The sequence below is a fragment of the Achromobacter sp. Marseille-Q0513 genome (genome assembly GCF_018195695.1).
In the GTDB taxonomy this organism is placed as follows: domain Bacteria; phylum Pseudomonadota; class Gammaproteobacteria; order Burkholderiales; family Burkholderiaceae_B; genus Achromobacter.
Genome location: NZ_JAGTJY010000068.1, coordinates 1 through 15,484, shown reverse-complemented (window position 1 = coordinate 15,484; position 15,484 = coordinate 1). Strand labels below are relative to the sequence as shown.

Sequence of the window (15,484 nt, the reverse complement as noted above, 5' to 3'; positions counted from 1 at the left end):
AGGCAATGAACAGCAGCATTACCGGCTATAGCGACAAGATCAGCGTGGCGGGCGGCGAGACGATCGCCTTCAAGGTGAGCGCGCGGCCCGCCCGGCCGTATGAGGCGCGGCTCGTGCGCATCATCCACGGCGACATGAATCCGGCGGGGCCCGGCTACAAGGAAGAGCACGTGCCCAGCGGCATCGAGGGGCGCCATGACGGACGGGAACAGCGGATCCACTGCGGCTCCTGGGCCTGCGTCGACGGCAACCGCCACTTCGCGCGGCTGCGCTCGATGACGTTGCAGGCCATGGTCTGGCCCACCCGGCCCGGCGGCCGGGCGCAGACCATCATGAGCCTGTGGAATCCGGATACCGGCCAGGGGGTGCGGCTGGACATCAATGCCCAAGGCGAGCTGGAGGCCGTGCTGGCCGACGGCGGGCGGACCGAGACCCTGGCCAGCGGCAAGCCCATGCTGGCGCGCGAGTGGTATTCGGTGGCCTTGGCGATCGACGCGCAAGAGGGCGTGCTCACCTTGCATCAGGTGCCGCACCGCGTCTACGCCCGCGTCGACGACCGCGCCCGCGTACAACAGCGGCGGACGGCGCCGGCGCTGGACGGGCAGACCCTGCTGGCCTTCGCCGCGACGCCCGCGCCGGATGGCGGCCGCGTCATCGGCACGGCGCTGATGAACGGCAAGATCGACCGTCCCCGGCTGAGCGCCCGCGCGCTGGACGAGGCAGGGATCCGCGCGCTGGAAGATCCGTCGTACCAGGGCATGCGCACGGCCGGCGTGGTGGGGGTGTGGGATTTCTCGCGCCGGATGGAATCCGAGTCGATCGAGGACATCAGCGGCAACCAGCTGCACGGCCACACGTTCAACCTGCCGGTGCGCGCGATGAAGGGCGCCAACTGGACCGGCGAGGAAATGAACTGGCGCCATGCCCCGCAGCAGTACGGGGCGATGCACTTCCACGACGACAGCGTCCACGACGCCGGCTGGGAAACCGATTTCTCGCTGACCGTGCCGCCATCGCTGCGGTCCGGCCTGTACGCGGCCCATCTGCGTTGCGGCGACGACGAGGAGTTCATCCCCTTCGTGGTCCGCGCCACGCCTGGCCAGAGCGGCAACCGGATCGCCTACCTGGTGCCCACCGCCAGCTACATGGCCTATGCCAACGAGCACATGCCCACCGACGCGCCGCTGGCGCAGCTGCTGACCGATCAGGTGGCGGTGCTGCGCAAGAACGATCTGTTCCTGAGCGAACACCGCGAATACGGCAACTCCTGTTACGACGTGCACAGCGATGGCGCGGGCGTGTGCTACACCTCGCGGCTGCGGCCCATCCTGAACATGCGGCCGAAGTACCGCTCCTGGCTGGGCGGGCGCGGTTCCGCGCTGTGGCAGTTCAACGCCGACACGCATGTGACGGACTGGCTGGAGGCAGAGGGTTACGGCTACGACTGCCTGTCGGACGAAGACCTGCACTACCAGGGCGAGGCGGCGCTGGGCGACTACGACGTGCTGGTCACCAGCAGCCATTCCGAGTACTGGTCCAAGGAAATGTGGGACGCGGTGGACGCCTTTCGCGGCCGGGGCGGGCGCATCATTTCCATGGGCGGCAACACCTGGTACTGGCGGGTGGCCTTCAATCCCTCGGTGCCGGGCGTGATGGAGGTGCGCCGCAACGAGGACGGCACCCGCGCCTGGGCGGCCGAACCGGGCGAGTACTACCACAGCTTCACCGGCGAGTACGGCGGGCTCTGGCGGCGCCAGGGCCGGCCGCCGCAGATGATCGCCGGCAACGGCTTCATCGCCCAGGGCTTCGACGATTCCTCGTACTACCTGCGCGCGGAAGGCAGCTTCGATCCGCGCGCCCGCTTCATCTTCGAGGGCATCGCGGACGACGAGCGCATCGGCGACTTCGGGTTGGTCGGCAACGGCGCGGCCGGGCTGGAGCTGGACCATGTCGACCGCCTGCTGGGCAGCCCGCCGAACACGCTGGTGCTGGCGTCCTCGACCGGCCATTCCGACATCTACCAGGTGGTGGCCGAGGAAATCCTCATCAACTACCCGGGCACCGGCGGCACCGTCAGTCCGCTGGTGAAGGCGGACCTGGTCTTCTACGAGACCGCCGCCGGCGGGGCGGTGTTCTCGACCGGGTCCATCGCCTGGGCCGGCAGCCTGTCGCACAACGGCTACGACAACAACGTGTCCCGGATCATGCGCAACGTCATGAACCGCTTCCTGGATCCCGAGCCGTTCTAGCCCCGACCCGGCCCTTCCACTTTCCTTCCCATCGCGCCGCCCCGGGACCGTCCCGCGGGCGGCGCAGCCGGCGCGCCGGAGGCCCCCATGAAAGACCTGATCATCAAACTGCCGGCGCGGGCCAAGTCCGCCATCGTCGGCCTGTGGCTGGGAGGCTGCCTGCTGCTGGCGGTGTTCCCGCCGTTCTACCTGGCCGCGGGCGGCCAGCGCGCGCTGGTGCTGGGCATGCCGCTGGCGATCGCGTACTGGCTGATTGACGCCGTGCTGCTGGTGGCCGGCATTGCCTTGCTGATGCGTGTGGAGCGCCTGCGCGGCGAGTTCGGCGACGAGCTGGACAACGAGAATTCCTGAGAGAACGCCATGAACGGATCCCCCCTGATCACCTTCGGCATGCTGTTCGGATTCATGGCGTTGATCGTCGTGATCCTCTATGCCACCAAGCGCAGCAGCGGCACCTTCACCGACTACGCGGTGGGCGGCCGCTCCTTTTCCGCCTGGTTCATCGCCATGTCGTACACCAATTCGTGGTGGCCCGGCGCCACCTACACGGCCTTCTTCGGCCTGAGCGCCGGCGCCGGCGTGCTGGGCCTGTACGCGCTGGCCTACTCGCTGCTGGGCGTGACCGCCATGTACCTGATGGCGGAACGGGCCTGGGTCTGGGGCAAGCGCTTCGACCTGCGCACCCAGTGCGACATGCTGGGCATGCGCTTCGATTCCAAGGCGGTGCGCGTGATCGCCAGCCTGATCGGCATCATCTGCCTGTTTCCCTGGCTGGTCCTGGGCATCCAGGCCATGGCCGTGCTGTTCCATTTCGCCAGCTTCGGCACCTGGAGCGTGGGCGCCAGCCTGATCGCGGGCGTGGCCCTGATCGGCGTGCGGCAGATCTGGACGGTGCAGATGGGCATGCGCGGCCTGGTCATCACCGACCTGGCGCAGGGCATCGTGGCCTATGGCGGCAGCGCGCTGCTGTGCCTGGGCCTGCTCTGGTTCAGCCGCGAGGCGTCCTACGCGAATCTGGCGACGCTGCCGTCCGAGCTGCTGCGCCTGCCGGGGCAGGGCGGCCAGTACGGCATCTGGTACGTGTCCAGCCTGATCCTGACGGGCGTGATCGGCTCGCTGTGCTGGCCGACCAGCTACCAGCGCATCTACACCGCCAGCGGCGTGGGCGCGGTGAAGAAGGGCACGGTGCAGACCATGATCGTGGCCGGCGGCTTTTACGCGTTGCTGACGCTGGTGGCGCTGGCCGCCAGCGGCCTGGACGTGGTCAGAGCCAAGCCGCAGGACGGCTGGTTCACGCTGCTGTACCACGTCGGCGGCGAATGGATGCTGGGCCTGGCCATCGTCATCGTGCTGGCCGCCAGCATGGGCTGGGTGGACGGCTGCGTGCAGGTCTGCGGGGCGCAGATCGCCAATGACATCGTGCAGGTGGTGTCGCCGCGCACGGACCGGCAGATGACCATCATCGCCAAGGCCTCGATGGCGGTGTTCATGCTGGGCGCCTCGGTGGTGGCCTTCCTGACCTATGACTTCCCGCGCCTGCAGCTGCTGGCGCAGATGTCCTACCAGGGCATCGTGCAGCTGGCGGTGCCGCTATTCCTGGGCATGTTCTGGCGCGGTGGCAACCGCATCGGCGCATTGTTGTCGATGGGCTGCGGCTTCACGCTGGCGGCGGTGCTGACCTGGTTCTATCCCGACGACATGCCGGGGCTGGGCAGCCTGACCTCGGGCGTACTGGCGCTGGGCGTCAACCTGCTGCTGTACCTGGGCTGCCACGTCTGTTTCGGCCAATCGGCGCAGGAGCGCGAGCGGGTACGGCGCCTGTTCGACGCGGGGCGCGCCAAGGCCGAAGCGCCGGCGGGGCCGTCGCCGGCCGCCGGTTCCTGCGTGCTAAGGTGAGCGCTCTTCCCAACCCCGCGCGCGCACAGAGATGCCGCGCTTTGCCGCGTGATGCCCGATTTCTTCGGCAACCTCATCGATCAGATTCTGGGCTTTGCCCGCGCCCATGAGCAATGGCTGCCGGCCATCGGCTTTGCTTTCGCCTTCGTGAAGTCGCTGCCGCTGGTGGCGCTGTTCGTGCCGGGCACGGCGCTGCTGCTGTCGATCGGGGCCGTGCTGGGGTCGGGCGCCGGGCAGTTCGCGCCGGTCTGGCTGGCCATCGCCATCGGCGCCGCGCTGGGCGACTGGGTCGCCTATGCGCTGGGCGTGAAGGTCGGGCCGGCGCTGCTGCAATGGGCGCCGCTGCGGCGCCGGCCGCGCCAGGTGCTGCGCGCGGCGGCCTTCATCAAGCGCTGGGGTGTGCTGAGCATCGTGCTGTGCCGCTTCTTCGGGCCCTTGCGCGCCACGGTGCCGACGCTGGCCGGCATCTTCGAGATGCGGCGCGGGCCGTTCCAGGTCGCCAACTGGACGTCGGCGTTCTTGTGGGCGGCGGCGCTGCTGGCGCCGGGCTGGGCCGGGGTGAGCTGGTTCCTGGGTCAGTAGCGCCGGGCGCCGGTCCGCCGGACGGCAATCCCGCGCCGGCTCAGCGCGCGGCGACGTCGGCCAGCAGCCAGTCGCGCAGCCGCGCCAGCGCGGGGCCGCCTTCAGCCTGCGCCTTCAGCGTGCACAGGCTGAAGGCGGCGCCGCTGTCGACGAAGCCCAGCGGCGCGGCCAGCCGGCCGCGATGCAGCTCGGCTTCAACCAGCACGGCGGGCGCGATGGCCACGCCCAGGCCGGCGGCGGCCGCTTCCAGCATATGCCCCAGATGATCGAATTCGCGGCCGGGCTGGCGCGGGGCCAGCTTCACGCCGACGCGCCCGGCCCAGTCCTGCCAGGCCTCGGGCCGCGAGCTGGTGTGCAGCAGCGGCGCGTCCAGCACGTCGGCCGGACGCGACAGGCGAGCGGCCCAGGCCGGCGCGCAGACCGGGCCGGTGGCCTCGGCCAGCAGCGGCGTCACGGCCCACTCGCGCGGCCAGTCGCGGCCGGCCAGGATCAGCGCGTCGACGCGCCGGGTGTTCAGCAGGGCGGCCTCCGCCGCGGTCTGCAGTCGGATGCGGATGTCGGGATGCGCGGCCTCGAAGCGCTCCAGCCGGGGGATGAGCCAGTTGGACAGGAAACTGGCCGGCGCGCCCACGGCCAGCTCGGACGGCTGGGTGCTGCGCCTGAGCGCGTCGCAGCGACGCTCCAGCAGGTCGAAGGCGTCCTCGGCGGCGCGCTGCAGGTCCAGGCCGGCGACGGTCAGCTGGACGCCGCCGGCGCGGCGCTCGAACAGCGGGCAGTCGAACCATTGCTCCAGCTGCCGGATCTGCTGGCTGACGGCGCTGTGCGTCACGCACAGTTCCTTGGCGGCCAGGCTGAAGCTCAGCTGGCGGGCGGCGCTGTCGAAGAAGCGCAGCGCGTTCAGGGAGGGCAGGCGTCTCATGATCAGGTTGTTAGTTCAACTAACAGGGATGATAAACAAATCATTGATTTAAAACTGGTTTGATGAAAGCTAGCATAAACGGAAATCCCGGCTTGTCCGGGCCAGGACCGCAAATGGAATCCGTGACTCATGCAGCCAGCTTCCCATCCGGACATTCCCGACCGCCATGGCCAATTCGGGCCATATGGCGGGCGCTACATGCCCGAAACCCTCATCCCCGCCCTCGATGAACTGGAACGCGCCTTCCGCGCGCTGTGCGAGGATCCGGACTTCTGGCGGTCCTTCCGCGCCATGCTGGCCGACTATGTGGGCCGGCCCAGCCCGCTGTTCCTGGCCGAGGGCATTTCCGACGAACTGGGCGGGGCGCGCATCTACCTGAAGCGCGAGGACCTGAACCACACCGGCGCCCACAAGATCAACAACTGCCTGGGCCAGATCCTGCTGGCGCGCCGCATGGGCAAGCGCCGCATCATCGCCGAGACCGGCGCGGGCCAGCATGGCGTGGCCACCGCGACCGTGTGCGCGCTGTACGGCCTGCAATGCGTGGTCTACATGGGCGCGCAGGACATGGCGCGGCAGTCCGTCAATGTGCGCCGCATGCGCATGCTGGGCGCGGAGGTGCGCGCCGTGCACACCGGTACCGCGACGCTGAAGGACGCGATGAACGAGGCGCTGCGCGACTGGATCGCCAACGTCGCCGACACCTACTATCTGCTGGGCACGGGCGCGGGCCCGCATCCCTATCCCTGGCTGGTGCGCGAGTTCCAGCGCGTGATCGGCGACGAGACGCGCGAGCAGATCCTGGCGCAAACCGGGCGCCTGCCCGACGCCATGGTCGCCTGCGTCGGCGGCGGTTCGAACGCGCTGGGCTTCTTCTATCCCTTCCTGGGCGACGCGGGTGTGCGGATGATCGGTGTGGAAGCGGGCGGGCTGGGCCTGGCCAGCGGCGCCCACGCGGCCAGCCTGGGCGCCGGTGTCCCCGGTGTGCTGCACGGCTGCCACAGCTATTACCTGCAGGACGACGACGGCCAGATCATCAACGCGCATTCGATCTCGGCGGGCCTGGACTATCCGGGCGTGGGGCCGGAGCATGCGCTGCTGCACGACCGCAAGCGCGTGGACTATGTCTCCGTGACCGACGCGCAGGCCGTGGCGGCCTTCCACTGGCTGACCCGCCGGCAGGGCATCCTGCCGGCGCTGGAAAGCGCCCATGCGCTGGCCCATGCGCGCGAACTCGCGCCCCGCATGCGGCCTGACGACATCCTGATCGTGTGCCTGAGCGGGCGCGGCGACAAGGACCTGGACACCGTTACCCAATATGGCGAGGCAGCACATGAACCGGCTTGACCATACCCTCAGCGCGCTGCGCCGCGCGGGACGCAGCGGCCTGGCCGCGTATTTCGCGGCGGGCGACCCCGATCCCGAAGCTTCGCTGGCGCTGCTGCGCGGCCTGCCGGCGGCGGGCGCGGACGTGATCGAGCTGGGCATGCCGTTCAGCGATCCGGTGGCCGACGGACCGATCCTGCAACAGGCCAATGCGCGCGCGCTGGCCGGCGGGCAGACCTTGAAGCGCACGCTGGCCCTGGTGCGTGCCCTGCGCGAGACGGAGAGCCGGACGCCGGTGGTGCTGATGGGCTATCTCAATCCCATCCTGCGCCATGGCGTCGCGGCCTTCGCCCGGGATGCGGGCGAGGCGGGGGTGGACGGGCTGATCCTGGTCGACCTGCCGCTGGAACACGCGGGCGAGATCGACCGGCAATTGCGCGAGCATGGGATGCACCTGATCCGCATGTCGGCGCCGACCTCCGAGGACGCCCGGCTGGCCGACACGCTGCGCGACGCGGGCGGCTTCGTCTATCACATCATGCTGGCCGGCACGACCGGGGCCGAGCTGCCGGACGAGGACCGCATCGCCCAGGCGCTGGCCAAGGTGCGCGCGCATACGGGCTTGCCGGTGGCGGCGGGTTTCGGCGTGCGCACGCCGGCACAGGCAAGGGTGGTGGGCAGGCATGCCGACCTGGTGGCGGTGGGCACCCGGCTGGCCGAGGTGCTGGCCGAGCGTGGCGTGTCCGGCGCGCTGGAGGAAGTGCGGCTGCTGGCCGGCGCGCTGCGGCAGTAGGCGTGCGCCCGCGCGCAACCCGAGGCGCATCGAATGCCGCGGGTTGCGCGATGTGGGCGGTTCAGCGGTTCACCAGGCTCTTGGGCAAGCGATAGGTCAGCAGCGCGCCTATCACCGCCACGCTGGCGATGAAGTAAATGCCACCGCTGGTGCTGTGCGTGGCGTCCTTGATCAGGCCGATGACGTAGGGACTGACAAAGCCGCCCAGACCGCCTATGGAATTGATCACGCCGATGGCGGCGGCCATGCCGACGCCGTTCAGGAACAGGCTCGGCAGCATCCACATCATGGTGGTGGCGGAATAGACGCCCGCCGTCGCCACGGTAAGGGCAACCAGCGCGGCGATGGGTGTGCCGTGCAGCCAGACGCTGGCGACCAGGCCGGCAGCACCCACCAGGAAGGCGCCGATCAGATGCCAGCGGCGTTCCAGGCGGCGGTCCGAACTGCGTCCCACCAGGTTCAGGGCAATGGCGGCGGCGGCGAATGGCGCGGCGGAAATCAACCCGACCTGCAGCACGTTCTGATAGCCCAGGCCGCTGACCAGGGACGGCAGCCAGAACGACACCCCATAGATGCCGATGGCCTGGCAGATGCACAGCGCCACCATGGTCCAGACGCGACGGTCGGCCAGCATGGCGAGGATGGAGGCGTGGTCGCCACCTTCCTGCGACTTGCGCCGGGCATCCGCGTCCAGGTCGGCCAGGACAAAGCGCTTCTCGTCGTCGGACAGCCACTGGACCTGGCGGGGACTGTCATGCAGGAACCATGGCACGGCCAGGCCCAGCAGCACCGAGGGCAGCCCCTCGATGAGGAACAGCCATTGCCATCCGGAAAATCCGTGGATGCGGTCCATGCTTTGCAGGATCCAGCCTGACAAGGGGCCGCCGATGACGCCCGACAGCGGAATGGCCGTGACGAACAGCGCCAGCATCTTGCCGCGATGACGGGAGGGAAACCAGAACGTGAGATACAGGATGATGCCCGGATAGAAACCGGCCTCGGCCACGCCCAGCAGGAAGCGCAGGACGTAGAACTGCATCGGGGTCTGCACGAAGGCGAAGCTCATGGAGATGAGGCCCCACAGCAGCATGATGCGCATGATGGTTTTCTTCGCGCCGATCTTCATCATCAGCACGTTGCTGGGCGCTTCGAACAGCAGATAGCCGATGAAGAACAGGCCGGCTCCCAGGCCATAGGCCGCCTCGGAGAACGACAAGTCCTGCAGCATGCGCAGCTTGGCGAAGCCGATGTTGACCCGGTCCAGGTAGGCGAACAGATAACAGACGATGAGAAAGGGCAGGATGCGCCGGGCGATCTTGCCGTACACGGCGGAATCCGGCGAGGGCGCGGCGGCTGCGGCGAGCGGCGTGGTCAGGATGCGGTCGCTCATGCGCAAGCCTTTCCGATGCGTTGAAACATGGTCATTCCCCTTGTGTGTGCATGACTGGCGGGTAGGCTGCGCTCCCGTCCTTGATGTGCTGCGCGGCCATTATGACGCGCGCTTCGACACCGGGGTGACTGTGTTTTTTTATCGTGAAGATCAGAAATCGCAATTACCCGGGGCCATGCCCGTAGGCCTGGGCGGCCAGGTGCGCGCGTGCGCAAATGGACTGTTTCAAATGGGCGTTGGCGCCCTGCAGATACACGGCATGGAATGCGAAATCCGGCAGTTTCACGCGTGAATCCAGGATCACCAGGCTGCCTTCGTCGAGTTCCTTTTTTACGTTCACGGGAGATAGCGCGCCGATGCCGCGGCCGGCCTTGACCATGTCCACGATCGTATGGGTCGAGGCCATGCCCCACAGCCTGAGGTCGGCCAGTTCCAGCGTGCTGCAGACATTGATCACCAGCGCGGCCGAGGTGAGCGTGGTGGCGGGGTGGGTGATGACGGGCTGTTGCGAGAACAGGGCAATCTCGTCTTCGAGCGTGTCGCAGGCGTGTGCGAAACGCGGCGCGGCGATGAACCGGAACGGATACGAACAGAGCTTTTCCGAACAGACATTGGCTTGATCCAGGGGGCCAGCCATCAGCGCGAGGTCGACGTCCAGGGCCAGCAGGCGTCGCGTGATTTCCGGCGTGACATCCACGGACAGGTCGATGGTGATGTTGGGAAAGTCAGTGCTGATGCTCTCGATCAGGTCGGACAGCCAGGTATGCACCAGTGTTTCCGAGACGCCGATGGTGAACTTGCCGCGGATGGCGGTGGGGTCGGCGATCGCGCTGAGCATCTCGTCCTTCAGGCTGAGGATGCGCTCGACGTAGGTCAGCAGCATGGTCCCGCGCGCGGTCAGCGACGCACGCCGGTTGTTCGGGTCGAACAGGCTGACGCCCAGCTCCTCTTCCAATTGGGCGATGCGCGCCGAGACCGCCGGCTGCGTCGTGTGCAGCTTGATGGCCGCGGCGCGGAAACCGCCCGAACGGGCGACCCAGTAGAACGTCTCGAAATTGCGTAAGTCGCGCATGTAGGACCCGTGACGGATGATCGGCGGCGGCTATGACCTTACCGTACATCAACGGCACTGAGAATCCCCGCAATGCTGCGTCAACGAACTAGATGATCGACAGGTCTGCGATGCGCAAGTCGGTGACGAGCATGTGCGCCGGCGTATGCGTGATGCAGAATTCGAGCCCGGCCGCTTCCACCACGGCCTGGGGCGTGATGCCGCAAGCCCAGAACAAGGGCAGCTCGTCCGCGGGCATGGGCACGGGCGTACCGTAGTCCGGCTTGTCCAGGTCCTTGATCCCGATGTGCTCGGGCAGGCCGATGTGCACCGGGGCGCCATGCACGCCCGGCATGCGCGAGGTGATCTGCACGGCCCGGATGGCGTCCGCCGGCTTGAAGGAGCGCATGGACACCACCATGGGGCCGTGGAAAGGGCCGGCCGGATTCGTCTGGATGGAGCTTCGGTAGACCGGAACGTCGGTGCCCAGCTCGTGATGGCGCAGCGTCAGGCCGGCGTCGAGCAAGGGGGCTTCGAAGGAGAACGAACAGCCCAGCAGGAACGCCACCAGGTCGTCGCGCCAGAACGGCGTGATGTCATCGGTCTCGGCCGCGATCTTGCCGTTGCGCCAGATGCGGTAGCCGGGCAGGTCGGTGCGGATGTCGATGTCGCGGCCCAGCGCGGGCAGGCGCCAGTCTCCGGGCTCGGCGTGGCCGAGCAGGGGACAGGGCTTCGGGTTGAGCACGCAGAATCGCAGGAAGTCGTTGGCCTGCGCCGCCGGCAGCACTGCCAGGTTCGCCTGTACGAAGCCTGGCGCCATTCCGGAAGTCTGTCCCTCGTGCCGGCCGGCGCGTATGAGCTGGCGCGCCTCATAGCCGCTCTGTCCCGTGTATCTTGCCGCGTCTCTCATGTGGATCGTCCCTGTGCGTTTCTGCCAGATGCGATTATGGGAGCGCCGGGATCAGGCGGGCCAACTGTGATTTTGGATAGGTCCTATCAGGTTTTTCTATCGGGCTCGCGGACGCTGGTCACCGGCTGGGCGCAACGGGGTTGGCTCCACGCTCCTGTTCCAGGCCGTAGTAGCGCATGTCGGCGTAGGGAATCCAGCGCGACTTGCGCAGCAGACGGTGGCCGATCCAGAAGGCCAGGAACAGCGGGATCGCCAGATAGGTGGAGATCACGCCGATCCAGTCGATGCGTTGTTCCAGGAAGGCCTGGTAGTTCTGGCCCAGCGTCACCAGCAGGCACAGCACGAAAGCCAGCAGCGGGCCGAAGGGAAACAGTCCGGCCTTGTAGGGCAGGTCGGCGGTGTCGTAGCCCTGTTTCACATAGCCCTGGCGGAAGCGGTAGTGGCTGACCGCGATGCTGAGCCAGACGATGAATTCGGTCATGCCGGCGAAGTTCAGCAGCCAGATGTAGACCGCCTTGGGGCTGTAGACCACGCTGAACATGCACAGGCAGGCCAGCACGGTGGTGGCCAGCAGCGCGCGCAGCGGCACGCCGCCGCGCGTCAGGCGCTTGAAGAAGGCGGGCGCCTGGCCGTCCACGGCCATGTTGAACAGCATGCGCGTGGCGGCGTACATGCCGGAGTTGCCGGCCGACAGCACCGAGGTCAGGATGACCGCGTTCATGACCGTCGCCGCCGACAGCAGGCCGGCGTGCTGGAACACCAGCGTGAACGGGCTGACGGCGATGTCGCCGACCTCGTTGCGCAGCAGTTGCGGATCGGTATAGGGAATGAGCAGGCCGATGATCAGGATGGCCAGCACGTAGAACAGCAGGATGCGCCAGAACACATGGTTGATGGCGCGCGGCACGTTGCGGCGCGGGTTCTCGGATTCGCCGGCGGCCACGCCGACCAGCTCGGTGCCCTGGAACGAATAGGCCACCACCATGGCCACGCCCACCCAGGTGGCGAAGTTGCCGACGAAGGGCGCGTCGCCCACGCCCCAGTTGACCAGGCCGACCTGGTCGCCGCTGTGGATGATGCCGACCAGCATGCCCAGGCCCACGACGATGAAGCACAGCACGGCGATGACCTTGATCAGCGCGAACCAGTATTCGGATTCGCCGAAGCCGCGCGCCGAGAAGGCGTTCAGGCCGAAGGTCAGCGCCAGGAAGGCCACGCTCCAGACCCATCCGGGTGAATCCGGGAACCAGTAGGCCATGACCAGTTGCGCCGCCACCACGTCCACGGCCACCACGGTGGCCCAGCTGAACCAGAAGGTCCAGCCCAGCGCGAAGCCGAAGCCCGGATCCACGTAGCGCGAGGCGTAGGTGCAGAAGGAGCCGGACACCGGCATGAAGGTGGCCAGTTCGCCCAGGCTGGTCATGATGAAATAGACCATCAGGCCGATCACCAGGTAGACCAGCAGCGCGCCGCCGGGACCGGCCTCGGCGATCGCCGCGCCGGAGGCGATGAACAGGCCGGTGCCGATGGCGCCGCCAAGCGCGATCATGGTCAGGTGGCGCGCCTTGAGCACGCGCTGCAGCTGATTCGCGCTGCCCGCAGGGGTCCCCGAATCTGTCGTCGGTGTCATCATTGTTGGAATGCCAGGGGTATTTGTTGCAAGGGGCCGTATCGGGTGGATGCCGGACAGTGGCCGGTTCCGCCTCGCCCAGGGGGGCGGGAACTGTAGTCCGGGGCCTTGAAAGTCCAGGCCGCTTGGCGTCAGGGACGGGCGCCGCGCCAGGCGGCGCGGGCGCCGGGCTGGACGGCAAAGCCGAGCATTTTACAATGTCCGGAATTTCCGGGCGCGGCCGCGCGCCCACGCCAGCAGGAGCAGCATGATGGCCAATTCCCCTCAAATCGAATTTCTGCCCGAGCCGGGCATGGACGTGCGCCAGCTGTTCATCCTGCTGCACGGGGTCGGCGGCACGCCGGACAGCCTGCTGCCGCTGGCCGAGGCGGTGCGCGCCGCCTTTCCCACGGCGGCGGTGCTGATCCCGGAAGGCTTCGAGCCCTTCGATGGCGGCGGCGCCGGCCGCCAGTGGTTCTCGGTGCGCGGCGTGACCGAGGAAAACCGCCCCGCGCGGGTGGCGGCGGCGCTGCCGGCGCTGGCCGCCTATGTGCAGCAGGCGCAGCAGCGCTTCGGCCTGCTGCAATCGGACACGGCCCTGGCCGGCTTCTCGCAGGGCGCCATCATGGCGCTGGAGCTGGTGCAGGCGCATGACGGCATGGCCGGCCGCGTGATGGCGTTCTCGGGGCGCTACGCCGAACTGCCCAAGACCGCGCCGCGTTACACCACGCTGCACCTGCTGCATGGCTCGGCCGATCCGGTCATGGACGTGGCGCTCATCCAGGCGGCGCAGACCAGGCTGGACGAGCTGCATGGCGATTCCACCATCGACGTGGCCACTGGCCTGGGGCACGAGCTGCATCCGGCGCTGATCCAGCGCGCCATCGTGCGCCTGCAGACCTGCGTGCCGCTGCGCAGCTGGGAAGCGGCGCTGGGGCTGGACCAGAGCCCGCCGGACGGCACCACCGTGCATTGAACCGGCGCGGGCCGGCCTGCCCGGGAGCCGGCCGGTCCGTCAGGGCGCGTATTCGCCGCGCACGCGCTCCGAGAAACCCTCGGCCAGCATGATCTTCTTGCCGTCCAGGTCGAGCAGCCCGTCGCGCTTGAGGCGGTTCAGTACGCGCGTGACCGTGACGCGGGACAGGTCCACCAGGCTGCCGATCTGCTCATGCGTCAGGTTGACCGTGATGGGCGCGCCCTCGGCGCAGGCGTCCTGGTGGGTCTGGCGGAACTGGTCCAGGAAGCGGATCACGCGCTGCTCGGGCGAGTCGAAGGTGGCCTGGCGCAGGCGCGCCACCATCTGGCGCTGCTTGACGCTCAGCAGGTAGATCAGGGCCAGCGCGAAATCAGGGTCCTGCCGCACCAGGTCGGGGATGCGTCCGGTCTCGAAGCGCAGCAGGGAGCTGTCCTCGATGGCGCGCGCGCTGGAGTAGCGCGGCTGCTTGAGAAAAGCGGCGGCCTCGCCGATCAGGCTGCCCGGCCCCATGATGTTGAGGATGGACTCATGGCCGTCCTCGCTGAGCATGTGGACATGAACCTTGCCGGTCACGATCACGTAGAACAGGTCGTCGACCTGGCCCTGGTTGAAGAGGCTGGCGCCGCTGGGCAGCGTGACGGGTTGGCCCAGATGGCTCAACGAGCGCAGGTAGGCGGCCTGTTCGCCTTGGGGCAGCCAGGTCTCGACGGCGACGTGACGCGCCGGGCCATTCGCTTGTTTGGCCACGTTTTCCCTTGGTGTGTGTTTGTCGTTCTTGTATGCCTCCGGATTATACGGTTGGCCAGGAGCGGCCCGGCCGCGCGCGGCCGGGTCCGGCAGGGTTGGGGCGGGCCGCCCCGGGCTTCACACGCCCCAGCGCGGGATGGGGTGGCTGCCCATCGAGATGCAGACGTTCTTCATCTCGCAGAAGGTCTCCAGGCTGGCGTCGCCGCCCTCGCGGCCCACGCCCGAGTCCTTGATGCCGCCGAAGGGCTGGCGCAGGTCGCGCACGTTCTGGCTGTTGACGAAGACCATGCCGGCCTCGATGCCGCGCGCCAGCCGGTGGGCCTTGCCCACGTCCTGGGTCCAGACGTAGGACGCCAGCCCGTAGCGGCTGTCGTTGGCCAGCCGCAGGCCCTCGTCCTCGTCGTCGAAGGGGATCAGGCAGACCACGGGGCCGAAGATCTCTTCCTGCGCCACGCGCATGCGGTTGTCCACGCCGGTGAGCACGGTGGGCTGCACGAAGTTGCCCTTGGCCACGCGCGCCGGCAGCCCGGCCGGCACGCCGCCGCCGGCCGCCACCACGGCGCCTTCGCGGCGGCCGATCTCGATGTAGCCGGTGACCTTTTCCCAATGCTGGCGCGTGATCATCGAGCCCACGTTGGTGTCCGGGTCGCGCGGGTCGCCCACGATCAGGCGCGCCGCGCGCTCGGCGAACTCGCGCGCGAAGCGGTCGTAGATCGAGCGCTGCACGAAGACGCGCGAGCCGGCGGTGCAGCGTTCGCCGTTGATCGAGAAGATGGTGAACAGCGCCGCGTCCAGCGCGCGCTGCTGGTCGGCGTCCTCGAACACCAGCACGGGCGACTTGCCGCCCAGCTCCATCGACAGCCGCTTGATGCCGGCGCGCTCGGCGATGCGCTGGCCGGTGGCGGTGCCGCCGGTGAAGGAAATGGTGCGCACGTCGGGATGGCGCACCAGCGCGTCGCCGGCTTCCGAGCCATGGCCGTGCACGATGTTGAGCACGCCCTTGGGCACGCCGGCCTCCAGCGCCAGCCGGCCGAGC

The 15,484-nt window shown here is 68.4% G+C and carries 14 protein-coding genes; 7 read left to right on the top strand and 7 right to left on the bottom strand.

Features of this window, described 5'->3' with window-relative positions; genetic code table 11:
* The first annotated feature begins 5 nt into the window (after positions 1-5).
* The 4 genes from KDH83_RS15435 to KDH83_RS15420 all read left to right on the top strand — a co-directional run bounded on the left by KDH83_RS15435 (position 6) and on the right by KDH83_RS15420 (position 4,727).
* On the top strand, positions 6-2,249 hold the full coding sequence (locus KDH83_RS15435) for a N,N-dimethylformamidase beta subunit family domain-containing protein (RefSeq protein ID WP_212317362.1): 2,244 nt from the start codon (positions 6-8) through the stop codon (positions 2,247-2,249).
* An 87-nt stretch (positions 2,250-2,336) separates the two neighbouring features.
* Complete coding sequence (locus KDH83_RS15430; RefSeq protein WP_212317360.1) at positions 2,337-2,600, top strand: hypothetical protein; 264 nt, start codon at positions 2,337-2,339, stop codon at positions 2,598-2,600.
* A 9-nt stretch (positions 2,601-2,609) separates the two neighbouring features.
* On the top strand, positions 2,610-4,145 hold the full coding sequence (locus KDH83_RS15425; RefSeq protein WP_212317358.1) for a sodium:solute symporter family protein: 1,536 nt from the start codon (positions 2,610-2,612) through the stop codon (positions 4,143-4,145).
* 51 nt (positions 4,146-4,196) lie between these two features.
* A complete protein-coding gene (locus tag KDH83_RS15420; protein ID WP_212317356.1) occupies positions 4,197-4,727 on the top strand; it encodes a DedA family protein in 531 nt (176 codons plus the stop codon).
* Positions 4,728-4,767: 40 nt separating this feature from the next.
* Here the strand turns inward: KDH83_RS15420 and KDH83_RS15415 are convergent, their stop codons facing one another.
* Positions 4,768-5,646: a LysR substrate-binding domain-containing protein gene (locus tag KDH83_RS15415; RefSeq protein ID WP_212317354.1), complete on the bottom strand. Its 879-nt coding sequence runs from the start codon at positions 5,644-5,646 to the stop codon at positions 4,768-4,770.
* Positions 5,647-5,775: 129 nt separating this feature from the next.
* Here KDH83_RS15415 and trpB point away from each other — a divergent pair, with 129 nt between their 5' ends.
* Complete coding sequence (gene trpB, locus KDH83_RS15410; RefSeq protein ID WP_212317345.1) at positions 5,776-6,993, top strand: tryptophan synthase subunit beta; 1,218 nt, start codon at positions 5,776-5,778, stop codon at positions 6,991-6,993.
* Complete coding sequence (trpA, locus tag KDH83_RS15405) at positions 6,980-7,765, top strand: tryptophan synthase subunit alpha (protein ID WP_212317344.1); 786 nt, start codon at positions 6,980-6,982, stop codon at positions 7,763-7,765. Before trpB ends, trpA begins: the two co-directional genes overlap by 14 nt.
* A 61-nt stretch (positions 7,766-7,826) precedes the next feature.
* Here trpA and KDH83_RS15400 read toward each other — a convergent pair whose 3' ends face one another.
* From KDH83_RS15400 to KDH83_RS15385, 4 genes are all read right to left on the bottom strand, one after another.
* On the bottom strand, positions 7,827-9,155 hold the full coding sequence (locus KDH83_RS15400; protein ID WP_212317341.1) for an MFS transporter: 1,329 nt from the start codon (positions 9,153-9,155) through the stop codon (positions 7,827-7,829).
* A gap of 163 nt (positions 9,156-9,318) precedes the next feature.
* Positions 9,319-10,227: a LysR family transcriptional regulator gene (locus KDH83_RS15395; RefSeq protein WP_212317339.1), complete on the bottom strand. Its 909-nt coding sequence runs from the start codon at positions 10,225-10,227 to the stop codon at positions 9,319-9,321.
* 88 nt (positions 10,228-10,315) lie between these two features.
* On the bottom strand, positions 10,316-11,116 hold the full coding sequence (locus tag KDH83_RS15390) for a putative hydro-lyase (RefSeq protein WP_212317337.1): 801 nt from the start codon (positions 11,114-11,116) through the stop codon (positions 10,316-10,318).
* Between the two features lie 118 nt (positions 11,117-11,234).
* Positions 11,235-12,749 (bottom strand): amino acid permease, encoded by a 1,515-nt coding sequence (locus tag KDH83_RS15385; protein WP_212317328.1) that lies wholly within the window; start codon positions 12,747-12,749, stop codon positions 11,235-11,237.
* Positions 12,750-12,996: 247 nt separating this feature from the next.
* Here KDH83_RS15385 and ypfH point away from each other — a divergent pair, with 247 nt between their 5' ends.
* Positions 12,997-13,701 carry an esterase gene (ypfH, locus tag KDH83_RS15380; protein ID WP_212317401.1) on the top strand — a complete coding sequence of 235 codons (705 nt, stop codon included), beginning with the start codon at positions 12,997-12,999 and terminating at the stop codon, positions 13,699-13,701.
* A 39-nt stretch (positions 13,702-13,740) separates the two neighbouring features.
* Here the strand turns inward: ypfH and KDH83_RS15375 are convergent, their stop codons facing one another.
* Positions 13,741-14,448 carry a Crp/Fnr family transcriptional regulator gene (locus KDH83_RS15375; protein WP_158658433.1) on the bottom strand — a complete coding sequence of 236 codons (708 nt, stop codon included), beginning with the start codon at positions 14,446-14,448 and terminating at the stop codon, positions 13,741-13,743.
* 117 nt (positions 14,449-14,565) lie between these two features.
* Positions 14,566-15,484: aldehyde dehydrogenase family protein (locus KDH83_RS15370; RefSeq protein WP_212317326.1), on the bottom strand; the 919-nt coding region annotated here is incomplete at its 5' end.